This window comes from Priestia sp. 179-F W1.4 NHS, assembly GCF_045369295.1.
GTDB lineage: Bacteria > Bacillota > Bacilli > Bacillales > Bacillaceae_H > Priestia > Priestia zanthoxyli.
Window position 1 is genome coordinate 264773 of sequence record NZ_JBIQFF010000003.1, and the last position, 12505, is coordinate 277277.

The 12505-nt window shown below is 37.5% G+C and carries 17 protein-coding genes; 10 read left to right on the top strand and 7 right to left on the bottom strand.

Annotation, left to right across the window (positions count from 1 at the left end):
- The first annotated feature begins 12 nt into the window (after positions 1 to 12).
- On the top strand, positions 13 to 495 hold the full coding sequence (locus tag ACH0CI_RS16540; protein ID WP_013056785.1) for a PH domain-containing protein: 483 nt from the start codon (positions 13 to 15) through the stop codon (positions 493 to 495).
- Complete coding sequence (locus tag ACH0CI_RS16545; RefSeq protein WP_224357898.1) at positions 488 to 1870, top strand: PH domain-containing protein; 1383 nt, start codon at positions 488 to 490, stop codon at positions 1868 to 1870. Before ACH0CI_RS16540 ends, ACH0CI_RS16545 begins: the two co-directional genes overlap by 8 nt.
- 31 nt (positions 1871 to 1901) lie before the next feature.
- On the opposite strand, the gene ACH0CI_RS16550 is transcribed toward ACH0CI_RS16545, so the two are convergent.
- A complete protein-coding gene (locus ACH0CI_RS16550) occupies positions 1902 to 3260 on the bottom strand; it encodes a D-serine ammonia-lyase (protein WP_335708281.1) in 1359 nt (452 codons plus the stop codon).
- Positions 3261 to 3422: 162 nt separating this feature from the next.
- Here ACH0CI_RS16550 and ACH0CI_RS16555 point away from each other — a divergent pair, with 162 nt between their 5' ends.
- Both ACH0CI_RS16555 and ACH0CI_RS16560 read left to right on the top strand, forming a co-directional pair.
- Positions 3423 to 3632: a cysteine-rich CWC family protein gene (locus ACH0CI_RS16555; RefSeq protein ID WP_335708280.1), complete on the top strand. Its 210-nt coding sequence runs from the start codon at positions 3423 to 3425 to the stop codon at positions 3630 to 3632.
- Position 3633: 1 nt separating this feature from the next.
- Positions 3634 to 4572, top strand: coding sequence for a carbohydrate kinase family protein (locus tag ACH0CI_RS16560; protein WP_335708279.1), 939 nt, complete (start codon positions 3634 to 3636; stop codon positions 4570 to 4572).
- Positions 4573 to 4596: 24 nt separating this feature from the next.
- On the opposite strand, the gene cyoE is transcribed toward ACH0CI_RS16560, so the two are convergent.
- Complete coding sequence (gene cyoE / locus ACH0CI_RS16565; protein WP_013056789.1) at positions 4597 to 5514, bottom strand: heme o synthase; 918 nt, start codon at positions 5512 to 5514, stop codon at positions 4597 to 4599.
- 391 nt (positions 5515 to 5905) lie between these two features.
- On the opposite strand from cyoE, the gene ACH0CI_RS16570 reads away from it, so the two are divergent.
- The 4 genes from ACH0CI_RS16570 to ACH0CI_RS16585 all read left to right on the top strand — a co-directional run bounded on the left by ACH0CI_RS16570 (position 5906) and on the right by ACH0CI_RS16585 (position 8428).
- Positions 5906 to 6520 (top strand): poly-gamma-glutamate hydrolase family protein, encoded by a 615-nt coding sequence (locus ACH0CI_RS16570; RefSeq protein WP_228123050.1) that lies wholly within the window; start codon positions 5906 to 5908, stop codon positions 6518 to 6520.
- A 95-nt stretch (positions 6521 to 6615) separates the two neighbouring features.
- Positions 6616 to 6792 (top strand): hypothetical protein, encoded by a 177-nt coding sequence (locus ACH0CI_RS16575; protein ID WP_165573411.1) that lies wholly within the window; start codon positions 6616 to 6618, stop codon positions 6790 to 6792.
- 68 nt (positions 6793 to 6860) lie between these two features.
- Entirely contained in the window at positions 6861 to 7469 is a 609-nt protein-coding gene (locus ACH0CI_RS16580) for a methyltransferase (RefSeq protein ID WP_335707391.1), read from the top strand.
- Positions 7470 to 7993: 524 nt separating this feature from the next.
- The gene (locus tag ACH0CI_RS16585; RefSeq protein ID WP_033578828.1) at positions 7994 to 8428 is read left to right on the top strand and encodes a MerR family transcriptional regulator; all 435 of its coding nucleotides are present in this window, start codon (positions 7994 to 7996) and stop codon (positions 8426 to 8428) included.
- A 60-nt stretch (positions 8429 to 8488) separates the two neighbouring features.
- On the opposite strand, the gene ACH0CI_RS16590 is transcribed toward ACH0CI_RS16585, so the two are convergent.
- The 3 genes from ACH0CI_RS16590 to ACH0CI_RS16600 all read right to left on the bottom strand — a co-directional run bounded on the left by ACH0CI_RS16590 (position 8489) and on the right by ACH0CI_RS16600 (position 9426).
- Positions 8489 to 8701 (bottom strand): hypothetical protein, encoded by a 213-nt coding sequence (locus tag ACH0CI_RS16590; RefSeq protein ID WP_028413567.1) that lies wholly within the window; start codon positions 8699 to 8701, stop codon positions 8489 to 8491.
- 129 nt (positions 8702 to 8830) lie between these two features.
- Complete coding sequence (locus tag ACH0CI_RS16595) at positions 8831 to 8977, bottom strand: hypothetical protein (protein ID WP_335707390.1); 147 nt, start codon at positions 8975 to 8977, stop codon at positions 8831 to 8833.
- A 140-nt stretch (positions 8978 to 9117) separates the two neighbouring features.
- Complete coding sequence (locus ACH0CI_RS16600; protein WP_013056797.1) at positions 9118 to 9426, bottom strand: flagellar hook-associated protein FlgK; 309 nt, start codon at positions 9424 to 9426, stop codon at positions 9118 to 9120.
- Positions 9427 to 9647: 221 nt separating this feature from the next.
- On the opposite strand from ACH0CI_RS16600, the gene ACH0CI_RS16605 reads away from it, so the two are divergent.
- Both ACH0CI_RS16605 and ACH0CI_RS16610 read left to right on the top strand, forming a co-directional pair.
- The gene (locus ACH0CI_RS16605) at positions 9648 to 10007 is read left to right on the top strand and encodes a hypothetical protein (RefSeq protein WP_028413565.1); all 360 of its coding nucleotides are present in this window, start codon (positions 9648 to 9650) and stop codon (positions 10005 to 10007) included.
- A 77-nt stretch (positions 10008 to 10084) separates the two neighbouring features.
- On the top strand, positions 10085 to 10264 hold the full coding sequence (locus ACH0CI_RS16610; protein WP_028413564.1) for a small acid-soluble spore protein H: 180 nt from the start codon (positions 10085 to 10087) through the stop codon (positions 10262 to 10264).
- Between the two features lie 72 nt (positions 10265 to 10336).
- On the opposite strand, the gene ACH0CI_RS16615 is transcribed toward ACH0CI_RS16610, so the two are convergent.
- Both ACH0CI_RS16615 and gltC read right to left on the bottom strand, forming a co-directional pair.
- A complete protein-coding gene (locus ACH0CI_RS16615; RefSeq protein ID WP_033578829.1) occupies positions 10337 to 11407 on the bottom strand; it encodes a DUF3900 domain-containing protein in 1071 nt (356 codons plus the stop codon).
- A gap of 160 nt (positions 11408 to 11567) precedes the next feature.
- Positions 11568 to 12470, bottom strand: a complete 903-nt coding sequence (gltC, locus tag ACH0CI_RS16620) for a glutamate biosynthesis transcriptional regulator GltC (protein WP_013056801.1) — start codon at positions 12468 to 12470, stop codon at positions 11568 to 11570.
- Positions 12471 to 12505: the final 35 nt, after the last annotated feature.

Below are 12505 nucleotides of genomic sequence, written 5' to 3' on the forward strand. Positions count from 1 at the left end.
AAAGGAGTTTTTATGGAGTTTGAACATTTAAAGGGCAAATTGCCCCTCGAGGCTAAAAAAGCGATGCGCTGGCAATCCATTTTTACACATAGCCTGTGGCTTCTGGCAACAGCGGGTTATTTTCTACTCGTTCATTTTTTTGATTGGTGGTCAATTATTGGATGGATATCAGCTGGACTATTAGTCGTGAGCTTTATCATATATACAATTATAGCTCCAAATGTATATATGAATGTATATTCATATGAAGTAACAGATACTCAAATTGATGTGCAAAGAGGGCTCTTCATCTGGTATCATACGAAAATTCCCCTTGTGAAAGTACAGCACGTTGAAACGTTGACAGGGCCGATTTTTCGAAAATTTGACTTGGCATCTGTTAAAATCATCACAGCAGCTGGAAGCGTCGAAATTCCTGCACTCGTACAAAGAGATGCTGAAGCACTGCGAGAGTATATTGCTAGACTAGCAGAGGTAGATGATGAAGATGAGTAAGCGGCTGCATCCGCTATATATTGCAATAGCATTTATTGAACATATAAAAAATAATATCCTGCCTTTTGTGTTTGTATTTATCGTCAATCGGCACCTGTTGTTTACATATTGGTGGGCAACGCTATTAGCGGGAGGCGTAGTCGCTTTATTTGCTTTTTTTACCTGGAGGGAATTTCGTTATGAAGTAACGGAAACGGAAGTGCGTCTGTATAAAGGGATTTTTAAAAAAGAAAAACGATTTATTCAACGAAATCGCATTCAATCGATTCAGTTAGATCAGCCGTTTGTCTTTAGAATTCTTCGCTTAGCTCGGCTTCGTATTGACACGGCCAGCAGCGGTACGGATGCTGAAATTGATTTATCTGGTATTTCACTAAAAGAAGCGCACCATCTTAAAGATACGTTAAAGCTGTCAGGGAGTCAGCCGGAAATAACAGAAAAAAGTCCTGAACGTATGATGAAAGTGTCGGTGAAACAGCTGGCGTTAGCTGCTGCGTTTTCCGGGAATTTTGGCTATATATTTGCTGCTCTTGGTTTTCTCTATCAGTATATTGATACGTATATCAACCGCTGGGTGAAGACAGCTTACGAAGAAGTGATTCATCAATCGATGCTTGGTTTATTTGTATTAGTGGCTGCAATTGTGGTGCTTGCTTATTTGTTGTCTATCGTTTTATATGTGATACGATTTGGCGGTTTTACAGTGGAACGCTACGATCATTATCTACATATTAAATACGGACTATTAAATAAGAAATCCCTTACGATTCCTTTTCATAAAATACAGGCTGTTACGATAGAGGAAGGGTTGGTTCGACGCTTATTTGGATGGTCTTCCGTTTCGTTAAATGTCGTAACCTCTGATTTAAAAGAAAAGGTCTATTTACACCCGTTTATCCAGCAAAAAGAGATTTCAGCGTTAATGAACGTATATGTCCCGCACTACGAATATATAAAGTGTCCAAGAAATACAGCTATTCAATATGCATGGTACCCATTACTATTACCGCTCTTGTTATTTGCGGCGGCAGGGATTGGCATCAGCTTTTGGAAATCAATGTTCGTGTGGGTTATTGCTGTGCTATGCCTTGCATATGTACTTATTCACTGGTTGGGCTATCGCCAAGGCGGCTTAATGATGAACGAGGTATTTGTCGCTATTCGCTCACAGTTTTTAACACGAAAAACAACGATTATTAGAAGGAAGAAAGTGGAGCAAATTGAGGTGTTTGCAGGCACCTTTTTATGGAAAAAAGGATACAGGAAAATAAAAATTTCAACTATGGGTACAAGCGGCAGCTATAAATCGGGATATTTTCCATTTGAAATTTGGCATCCTATCTTTCTGCAAGCTACTTCTTCTAAAAAGGCATGAAGAACATCATTGTTCTTCATGCCTTTTGACGTTATCTATTCATTAACTTTTTTCCTTGCTCGTAATAGCTATTCATCACGTCAATGGGCACCATACTGCCTCCAGTTGACCATACAAGGTGAGTAGCTTTTGACATATCGTTTTCTAGTGCTTGCGCTTGTATATAGGAAGACCCGCTTTCCATCAGGTGAAGAGGCCCTTGTAAACCAGCCGCTGCTGAAGGTTCTATATACATATTTTCACGATTGGCTAGCTCATAAATAAATCGGAAAAGCTGATCATCTTCTACAGTATAAATTCCGCTAATAAGCGATTTTATCGTTTCGCCTACAAAGCTAGATGGCCTTCCTACAGCTAGTCCATCGGCAGCTGTTATGTTATCAAGTCCAATATCGGTAACGGAAATGCCATCATGCAGCTCGGTCATTAATCCAAGCAGCATGCAAGGAGAGTGAGTAGGTTCAGCAAAAAAGCAGTGAACATGATCACCGTATATTGCTTTTAATCCAAACGTAATACCGCCAGGACCTCCGCCTACTCCGCAAGGTAAATAGACAAATAAAGGATGTTCAGCGTCTACTTGAATTTGCAGCTCGGCTAGCTGCTTTTCCAAGCGTAAGGCAGCGACGGAATAACCAAGAAATAAATCTCTAGACTGCTCATCGTCAATAAAATGACAGGCGGGGTCTGCTTCGGCTTGCTTTCGTCCTTCCTCCACGGCTTTTCCGTAGTCAGACTGATATTCAATAACGGTTACGCCTTTTGAACGAAGCAAATCTTTTTTCCATTTCTTCGCATCGGCTGACATATGGACGGTGACGTTAAAGCCGAGAGCGGCGCTTATAATACCAATGCTTAAACCTAAATTACCGGTAGATCCTACTGCAATAGAATAAGAAGAAAATAACTTTCTACATCGTTCTTCAGCTAGAAGAGCGTAGCTGTCTTCTTCGGTAAGCAGCCCTTCTTTGATAGCAAGACTTTCAGCAAATTTTAATACTTCATAAATGCCGCCTCTTGCTTTAATAGAACCTGATATGGGAAGATCGTGATCGCATTTCATCAATAATTTTCCTTGCAGCTCGTTATTCATTTGTTGATTTAAATAGTCTTTCATGTATGCAATTTCTTGAAGAGGTGATTCAATGATTCCTTTTGATGCTTTTAGCTCCTGAAAAGCGATTTGAAGAAAAGAAGAAAAGCGAGAAAGTCGCTCTTTTGCATCTTTTATATCTTTGGTATGTAAAGAAAGAGACGAAAGTGCTTCTTGAGCAGGTTTTAAATAAGGATTTCTCCAAAGTATTTCCTGTTTATTGATTAAAGGTGTTAATAAAGGATATTCACGCATCCATGTAGCAAGGGGTTTTTGGTGAAATAAATGTGTAGTCATAAAGGCTCCTTTCTCAATATGTTATTTCCTTTATATGTATAGTATCAAGAATAGAAGAAGTTGAAAACGAAAATATCAAAAAGCAGAAAGCGCATTTTAACTGCCTCTTGTATACTAATAAAGATAACTTATACAACTGCATAGAAAAAAGGAGAGGAATTTATGGCATTTTCAGGTGATGATAGCAGATGTCCTATCTGCGGAGAGAAAAATAACTGTGCTTCTGTACAAGGCAGAGAAATAGAAAAGTGTTGGTGCATGCAGAAAGTTTTTATTCCTGATCTGTTTAAACAAATTCCTTTAGAAAGCAGAGGGAAAGCGTGTGTATGCGTCAAATGCGTTGCGAGACAGAAGGAAGAAGGTGGGGATTAACGTGAAAAAAGGAATTATTTCATACGGTGAGGCATTTATTGATTTTATCGCCAAAAATGAATCTAACACTGACTTTGACCCTTTTTTAGGAGGCACAACCGTTAATGTAGCAGTTGGAGTTCAGAAGTTAGGAGCAAAAGCATCTTATATCTGCAAGTTAGGGAGTGATGAAACAAGTGATTTTGTAAGAAAGAAGCTTTTAATTGAAGGAGTAAACCAAAGCGGCTGTGTAACTTCGGTGACGAAAAAAATTTGTGAAGTGTATGTACATAAAAGTAAAGAAGGAGATCGTTACTTTCATTCCTACATAGATTCTACCCCTCATGAGCAAGTGTATAAATATGAGCTGCAGGAAGCTCTATTTGAGAAGGCAGCGATTTTTTATTTTGGATCAGGCACTTTGTTTCATCCGATTTCCCAGGAAACTACAAGAGAAGCTGTGAGGCTCGCAAAAAAATATCGTATGCTGGTAGCTTTTGATCCGAATATTCGAATGAAAAGATGGGAAAGTGAAGCAGCATGTAGAAATATCGTAACATCGTTGTTGTACGAAACAGATATTTTGAAAATCTCTCAAGATGAGCTCCTATTTTTGATGAATTCAACAGATCTGGCAGAAAGCCTAGAAAAACTGAGAGCGTATCATATTCCGTTCGTATGGGTCACTCAAGGAGAAAATGGCGCAGTAGCCGTTACTGCAAATCAAACGCTTCATGTGAGTGCAAAAAAAGTACAGGCGATAGACACAACGGGAGCGGGGGATGCATTTATGGCAGGAATTCTCTGGTGTATTCACGAAAAAGGTTTGCCTGAACGTGAGGAGTCATGTAAGCAGTACACAATGTTTGCCAACGCGTTAGGTGGAGCAGTTTCGGCGAGGTACGGAGGAATAATTTCACTGAAAGCAAAAGAAGTATCTAGTATAAAAGCAGGTAGCTAATAGCTACCTGCTTTTGAACGTTTATTATTTAAAAAATGACAGTATAATCATAAGGGCAAAAATAATCGTAAGGTGGTTCAATGAGAACACAAACATTAAAGTAGCCCATTTTGTATCTTCTAATTTTTTAAATCCAACAATCCCAAGAAGCATCCACACGAGTGTTAAACCGAACATTGTAAATGCGATAATTTTACTAAACGATAAAAATAAGAACGATGCCGCTAGTAAAATAACTAGGTATACAAGCGTTTGGACTTTGGAACGACGGATACCTTTTACTACAGGAAGCATTGGTACACCTGCGGCTTTATATTCCTCAAGTCTTCTAATCGCAATAGCGTAGAAGTGAGGAGGCTGCCATAAAAACATAAATACAAACAATCCAATTGCTACCGGATGAAATAAGTCTGGTGAAATAGCGGCCCAGCCAATGATTGGAGGCATAGCTCCAGAAATACTTCCGACTTCGGTATTATAAATGGTTGTACGTTTTGTAAGCATAGTATAAGGCACTACATAAAAGAAAAATCCTAAAATACCCATAATGGCGGCCATGTTAGAAACTAAAAATAAAATACCCACACCAATAACAAATAAAGCCAGTCCTAACCATAGAGCAAATTTAGGGTTGACCGCTCCTGTTACCGTCGGTCTGTCTTTTGTACGTTTCATGATTGCATCGATATCACGGTCATAGAAGTTATTAACTGCCCCAGCTCCTCCTACGACAAAGGATGTCCCAATTAAAGCCAAAATAATGATAGGAATTTGTGTCACAAAGCTTAAGTCATTAACAGCAATTGCGAGACAAAGCCCAGCAACCATTCCTAGTGAGTTCGATTTAATAATCCCAGTTTTTATAATAGCACTGATTACTTCCCGGGAAAAATACTGATTGATAGGAAGTGATTCCTTTGTGATAACTTCGGTATTTTTCACAGCAATTCTCCTTTTTGAGCTTATTCTTACATGAATAAACCTAATCTTTATTAATCAACTAAACTATTTTAACAAAAAAATATCGTAATTACATCAAGGTTGCTCGTAAAATTTGTTAACATTCCTTGAACTTTTTTAAAAAACAAAGAAAAATGTCGAATTTCCGACTGAAAATAAGTACATCCTTTATTATAAGATAAAAATGGAATGCTTAAAAACGAAAATTTTGACTATCTGGTGAACTTTTAACGAGCAAGAAACTCGAACTTAATCGTACCATATTTATTGGTAATTGCAATCACATAGTATGTGATGAAAGAAAAGATGTGGTACATTAAAGAAAGAACTAATAAGTTTATTTACTATGTCTTATTCACAAGGAGGATATATGATGCCAGATAAATATGCTAGCTTCTCTGAACTTGCCTCTTATGAAGTATACAACCAAGACTACAAAATTCAATTTGAAATCAGACCTTCTAATATTATTATGCTCGCGATACACGGCGGAGGTATCGAAACTGGAACATCCGAACTTGCTGTTGGCCTAGCGGGCAACGAATACTCGTACTATATATTTGAAGGGTTAAAGAAATCAGGAAATGCCGATCTTCATATCACATCCACTCATTTTGATGAACCTCATGCGTTAACGATTATATCAAAAGAAGACTATGCAGTATCTTTTCATGGATACAACGACAAAAGTGAAAAGCATACTAAAATCGGCGGTGCTGACAAAGCGTTAAGGTCCAAAGTACATGAAGCGCTTGTTTCTAAAGGCTTTAGTACAGAAATTTTATCAGATCAAGATCCTGTTTCCGGTACAAGCCCTAGAAATATAACCAATAAAACAGCTAGGCGGATGGGTGTGCAAATTGAGATAAGTAAAGCGCAAAGAGAAGCTTTTTTTTCAACTAACACGAGAAATGAACGTAAAAATTCTAAAACCCAGGAATTTTTTGAGTATATATCAGCTATTAGAAGTGCATTTCCTCTTAGATAAATCAGATACGTTTAGTATTTATTAAACAGGTTAGATTTATTACGGACATGTTTGTGGTATACATATAGTAACTACATAAACTGGAGGAGATAATCATGAAAAAGTTTGACCAAGAAGATACCCTAGAACGACTTAAAGCCTCTTATCGATATTTAAAAAGCATAGACATACCAGAAATCAGCACATTAGATGATCAAAAACGAGCGGAAGCTGTGCAGTTAATCGAAGAGATTGGTCTTAAAATATCAGAAATGCGCGTAAAAGTAGAGTGAGTAAAAAGAGAAAGAAGGACATCTGTCCTTCTTTCTCTTTTTCGACAACTATAAACAGGAGATTGGCCATGAATGAACAATATTATGACGCTTTATTAAATATAAAAACAACGGGAGAACAAAAGGGATTTAATGATTCATTTCATTACCATCGTTATGAACCCACGCCTTATAGTGCATTAGAAGCACTTTTCAATCAGTATGAGCTAACAAGCAGCGATAGAATTGTCGACTTCGGGTGTGGGAAAGGAAGGCTGAATTTTTATGTGAACTATCTATGTAATGCCACCGCTGTAGGGATAGAAATGAATGAGCACTTCTATGAGCAGGCCATAGATAATCAGAGGCGCTATTTTAAAAAAGCCAAGGGCCGAAAAAGTCATATTTATTTTCAATGTTGTTTAGCCCAGGAATATAAGATTCACCCACTAGACAACTGCTTTTATTTTTTTAATCCTTTTTCAGTTCAAATTTTTATCCAAGTAGTGAACAATATTTTGCTTTCGTGGGAAGAGAATAAGCGCGAGATTGATTTAATTTTGTATTATAGTTCAGAGGATTATCTTCATCATCTCGAAAAACACCCTTCTTTCATTTTAAAAGAAGAGGTAATGCTGCCAGAGTTGAATCGTAAAAATCCATATGAACGGTTTTTGATTTATAAAGTAGCTTATTAAGACGACTTATTTACTATTTCATAAAGGTGTATCGTCGCTAGTTCTATTTAACAAATCAGCAGGGGGTAGAAAAAGACCTGCTGATTTTATTTATAACTTTTTAGAAATTAAAGCATAACACTTTATTATGTAAGCGCTTTCTGTTATAATGAAACTAGGTTGGATAGCATGCGTGGCTATCGGTGTACTCAGCGCAGGCGGGGCTAGTACAGAAAGAGAAGGCTACATACAAGTTAATAAACATTTAGTCGATAGAAATAAGAAGTCTCAAAAACAAATTTATTAATTTGTATGCTAAATCGTAAATTAACAGAAACGGCATTTATGGTAAGGTTTTAGAGAAAAGAACCCAGCATATACTGTATAAGCAATTTTTTTACTCTAAAAAAGGGTAAAGAAATTGCTTATTTATTTTTAAATAAGTGCACAGCTGTTCAGATTTGTTTTGAGATATCTAGCGTTAGTGTATAATAGTAAAAAGTACGAAAAGTTGACATTGTTAATTGATTAAAGGGGATTTAAAAATGAGTGAACTAAAAATAGATGATGTAGCGAAGCAAAGCGGTTTAACAAAACGTACGATTCGTTATTATGAACAAATTGGACTGATGCCAGCACCTCCAAGAAGTGAAGGTGGATTTCGTCTGTACACGGAAGAACATGTAGAATTTTTAAAGAAAATTACGAATGCCAAAGAAGTCATGGGTTTTTCACTTCAAGAATTACAGGAATTTCTTGCTTTAAGTGATACTCTTGAAATACAAAAGATGGATTATAGGCAAGTGAAAGGAACAAGTCAACAAAAAGAAAAGTTAGAGCAAGTGTTACATACGGTAGAAGAGCAGCTCAAGCTGATTGAACAGAAAAAGAAAAACATCTTAAAAGTAGAGTCTGACCTTCTGTCACTGAGAGATCGTGCTAAGGCTGCAATTGTAAAATTCGAGCAGGAAGAATCATAAAAAGCAGGCGCATTCACCAGAAGAGTGCGTCTGCTTTTATGTGTTTTATAGGGAATTTATTTATGATTGTGAAGAGTTTTCTTCTAGCTGTACCCCTAAAAGAAGTAGAATAGCCTGTATCCCGTCGGCTTTTCCGCTGTGAAAGCTTCTTGTTTCAGCATCCAAAGCTTCATTTACAGATTCCATCATATTTGATTCGTATAAGTCTAAAATCAATTGTTTTCCTTCCGGACTCAAATGCAGCTGCCCGCGTTCCTTCATTTTAAACTTCAACTTCTTCAACTCCCTTTCCCATAATACTATCAGTATACAAAATTAATAACATTTACGTAAACGTTAATTTTTGTATGTGGACAGAAGAACGTATTAAGTATAGGTACTAAGTGAGGGGAGAGATACTGGTTATCCTTTGCATGTTTTAATGTTTGTCAGCTTATAGCCGCAAGCTGAGCATATATAGATAACGTTTTGATTGGACTGAGCAGTTAAAACGGTAGCGAGCTCTTTTTGAGAATGACAGTTAGGACAAATAACAACAGGGGATTTCATGTGATTTTCTCCTTTTCTTTTTTATAGTCGAATTTTATTTTATGTAAAGTTTAATCAAATATCCTTCGTGCTATCAAAAACGACGGAAGATATGTAAAAAGCATTCTCGCTCAAAAGAAACGGGAATGCTTAAGGTAAGTTTAAAATCCGTCCTGGCTTGCTGTAAATGGAATGTTAAGTCTTCTTTCTACATTGCGTAAGCGCTGATTTAATCTGTTTATACGGTCAGTATGTCGCTCCACAACTCGATTTAAACGAGTAATTTCTCTGACTTGCTCCTCATTTTGTCTCTCAAGAGCACGAATTCTTCGTTCAAATCCTCCAAGATTTTGAAGCTGCTGTCTTTCATCGTATTCTTCATGCTGTGGTACGTAAGGGGGATAGTATTGTTGAACTGAGTAATCAACTTGCTGAGGAATATATCCAGGGTTGAAATAATAAGGGTTCATTAGGGCACCGCTCCTTTTAAATAGTAACTTCAAATCAAACACGATATAACGTATGCGAAGATAAGAAAAATGCTATAGGCACATACCTAAAGACATTCTGTATTTTAAAAAAGGAAAATATTTTTAAGAGGAAAAAGGAGATAGCAAACCCTTTCTTGAATATGCAAAATAGAAAAGCTTCTTTTTTAGACACTTTATTTAAGAAAGAGGGAAAGTGACCGATGGCTCAAGGGAAACAAAAACCAGCACCTAAAATAGAAGAATCAAAAGCTCCGCCTGCAAAGAAACAAAAGCCGAAGAGCCGCAGCACCAAAAAAGCTCCGCCTCCTACATCGCCCTGGGTAAAAGCTGCTTCCATTTTATCTAACATTGATTTCATTCGTTTGTTTCGCGTGCTGTTTCTTGCTTTGGCGGTTGGTTTTATTGTGTATCAATATATTTTACTTACAAAAGGGGTCTTCATCAAAACATACGTAGACCTTTGGCATCATCACAAAATGATCTTGCTAGCTGGAGCTGCATTTATTATCTATACTTCTTTCATCTTTTACCTTGGCTACCGCACCGCTAAAAAGCGCTAGAACGATTATAAACGGCGAATATCATCCATTTTTTAAGCAAACCTTATATGTATATCAGCATAGAGGGGGGGAGAAATGTGGACAAGCAGCGAGCAAAGCAAATTGCTGATTCACCCGTTATGGCTAACGTTACGTATAACGATACGGCCGTTTATATTCAACATGTAAGCGAAGAAAATGATACGGCAAGAATTTATCCGCTAGGTCAGCCGGAAAATGAACAAAATGTTGCGGTGAGTCAATTAGTAGAGAATTAAGGTGGATAAATACAGCTGCTAGTTCAGTTAAATAAAAGGAAGAGAGCAAATACACAGCTCTCTTCCTTTTATTTATTCTTCCCATTTCTTACTGTTGATTTTCTCAATAATCCCGTGCAAATCACCTGGCTTATGAAACTCAATCGGAGACGCGCCTTTTTCAAACAGAATCGATTCCGCTTCAATTAACGCCACGTAGCGTCCGTTCACTTTTGCTAAATGAATATTTTCACCAAAATCAGCTAGCAGCCCTTTAATCTCTGTTTCGCCAAGCTTCATTTTAAGCTCTGCATCAGGGGTATGCTCGACGATATGAGCAGCGGCTTCCATGACTTGATGCGTATCTAAACGTTCTTGAAGCTCACGCTTTTCACTTGTTGCCCACAGTTCCATGTCCGATTCAAACTGTTCGAGTTCTACGCTTTCTGCTTCAAACGTTTCGCTGACGTGTTCACGCACCATATCCATTACTTGTGTTTTCATAATCTCAGGCATTGGCTCGTTGTAGTCAATAAATTTCAAGAAGTCTTCAAAGTAACGAGCGTGAGACGCTTGGTGGATGACAAGTTCACTTTCTTCGACCATGCCTTCTTCAGGCATGTATGGGTATTGAATGGATTTCATGTTTTTAGTAGTAATCGCCATTTCTACGTGACGAATAAGGGTTGATTCATCTGAAATTGAAGCCACTTTTGGTTCGAAGTCACATTTTAAAATAAACACAAAAGCATGATCAAAATATTTTCTTGGAACAGCAGATACCACTAAAAATGCTCCTCCTCGAACGGCTGCAGTATCAAGGTATGCATTGATAAACTGTTCGCTGTTTTCTTCAAATTCTTCTTTGGTTGTGGCAAAACGAGTGCGGTGAAATAAATTATAATTAGGGTTTGAGTCGAGAGCGTGTCCCGGTTCAACTATAAAATACCCGAGCTTTGTAGGCACTTGTTCTGCTTTGGGGTGTCGCTCTACTTTGCGCTTTACAATTTTTTTAAATTCACCGTCTAAAAAATCTTTAATGGAACTTTCTTCATATTCTTCCGTATCAAGCGTTTGAAAATGCTTATATTGTTTAGAGGCCTGTTCTTCTTTTCCTTCTACTTGTATTACGTAAAATGATAAAAAATTAATTTTAAAATCCATAGCAGTCACCTTGTTTCTTTTTAGTCAGTTACTTCAGTATAAGAAAGAGTCCGGTAAGCGTCAATGCCTGTTAGCTTTAGGGGAAAAAGATCTATTTATACAATTGATCAGCTGAGGAATAGTGTATAAAGCAAAGAATAGGAGAGGCAGGGGGCCTCTCTTATTTATATTGCTCCAAACGTTCAAAAAAGGTTTTGACAAACTTATAAAAAATTTTATCAGAAGGTGCTAAATCACGATTTCTAGGAATAATCATTCCGACTGTCCGCTGAAGCTGCGGCGTATGAATAGGAAGTTTAGTCGTAAAACGAGGAGTCGTTTCAGACACTGTACTTTCAGGAAGAAGCGTCACGCCAATTCCTGCGGATACAAGACCTTTAATCGCATCTAAATCTTCTCCTTCAGATGAAATATTGGGCATGAATCCTGCTTGTTTGCAAGCGTCAAAGGCCATTTTATGTAAAATGAATCCTTTTGGAAATAGCACAAAATCTTCATTTCTTAAATCCCGCAGCCGAATGTTATCCCGTTCAGCGAGCGGGTGATGAGAAGGAACAAGGGCTAAAAGATTTTCAGTGAATAGAATATGCCCTTCAATACTCTGATCTTCTACAGGTACAGGGCCTAAAAAAGCGATATTGATATCTCTTTTTTTAACCGATTCAATTAAAAATTTGTACGAACCTTGTCTAAGATGAAAAGCAACATTTGGGTGCTCTTCTTTAAAGGCTGATATAATAGTAGGAAGAAGATGACTAGCAAGGCTTGTTGGAAATCCGATTTTAATCGTTCCTCTTTCGGGATCCAAGTATTCATCAATTTGTTCTTTCGCATAGTCAATAGCTTTCATAGCCGTCTCCGTATGCTCAAGAAAGACTTTTCCTATTGCTGTTAACTTGACATTTCTTCCTTCACGTTTGAATAAACTAACACCTAGCTCAGATTCCAGGTTCGCGATTTGACGGCTGATTGCTGATTGAGCTACATGCAGATATTCTGCCGCCTCAGATACATGTTCTCTTTTTGCAACTTCCATAAAATAGCGTAATTGACGCAGTTCCATAAGCATCCTCCATCTATATATATCAAAATTAGATT

Excerpts from the sequence above, each read along its gene's own strand:
- ACH0CI_RS16555 (WP_335708280.1), top strand. The coding sequence starts at position 3,423 with ATGGCATTTTCAGGTGATGATAGCAGATGTCCTATCTGCGGAGAGAAA.
- ACH0CI_RS16600 (WP_013056797.1), bottom strand. The coding sequence starts at position 9,426 with ATGAACCCTTATTATTTCAACCCTGGATATATTCCTCAGCAAGTTGAT.
- ACH0CI_RS16605 (WP_028413565.1), top strand. The coding sequence starts at position 9,648 with ATGGCTCAAGGGAAACAAAAACCAGCACCTAAAATAGAAGAATCAAAA.
- ACH0CI_RS16595 (WP_335707390.1), bottom strand. The coding sequence starts at position 8,977 with ATGAAATCCCCTGTTGTTATTTGTCCTAACTGTCATTCTCAAAAAGAG.
- ACH0CI_RS16585 (WP_033578828.1), top strand. The coding sequence starts at position 7,994 with ATGAGTGAACTAAAAATAGATGATGTAGCGAAGCAAAGCGGTTTAACA.
- ACH0CI_RS16575 (WP_165573411.1), top strand. The coding sequence starts at position 6,616 with ATGAAAAAGTTTGACCAAGAAGATACCCTAGAACGACTTAAAGCCTCT.
- ACH0CI_RS16550 (WP_335708281.1), bottom strand. The coding sequence starts at position 3,260 with ATGACTACACATTTATTTCACCAAAAACCCCTTGCTACATGGATGCGT.
- ACH0CI_RS16570 (WP_228123050.1), top strand. The coding sequence starts at position 5,906 with ATGCCAGATAAATATGCTAGCTTCTCTGAACTTGCCTCTTATGAAGTA.
- ACH0CI_RS16615 (WP_033578829.1), bottom strand. The coding sequence starts at position 11,407 with ATGGATTTTAAAATTAATTTTTTATCATTTTACGTAATACAAGTAGAA.
- ACH0CI_RS16540 (WP_013056785.1), top strand. The coding sequence starts at position 13 with ATGGAGTTTGAACATTTAAAGGGCAAATTGCCCCTCGAGGCTAAAAAA.
- ACH0CI_RS16545 (WP_224357898.1), top strand. The coding sequence starts at position 488 with ATGAGTAAGCGGCTGCATCCGCTATATATTGCAATAGCATTTATTGAA.
- gltC (WP_013056801.1), bottom strand. The coding sequence starts at position 12,470 with ATGGAACTGCGTCAATTACGCTATTTTATGGAAGTTGCAAAAAGAGAA.
- ACH0CI_RS16580 (WP_335707391.1), top strand. The coding sequence starts at position 6,861 with ATGAATGAACAATATTATGACGCTTTATTAAATATAAAAACAACGGGA.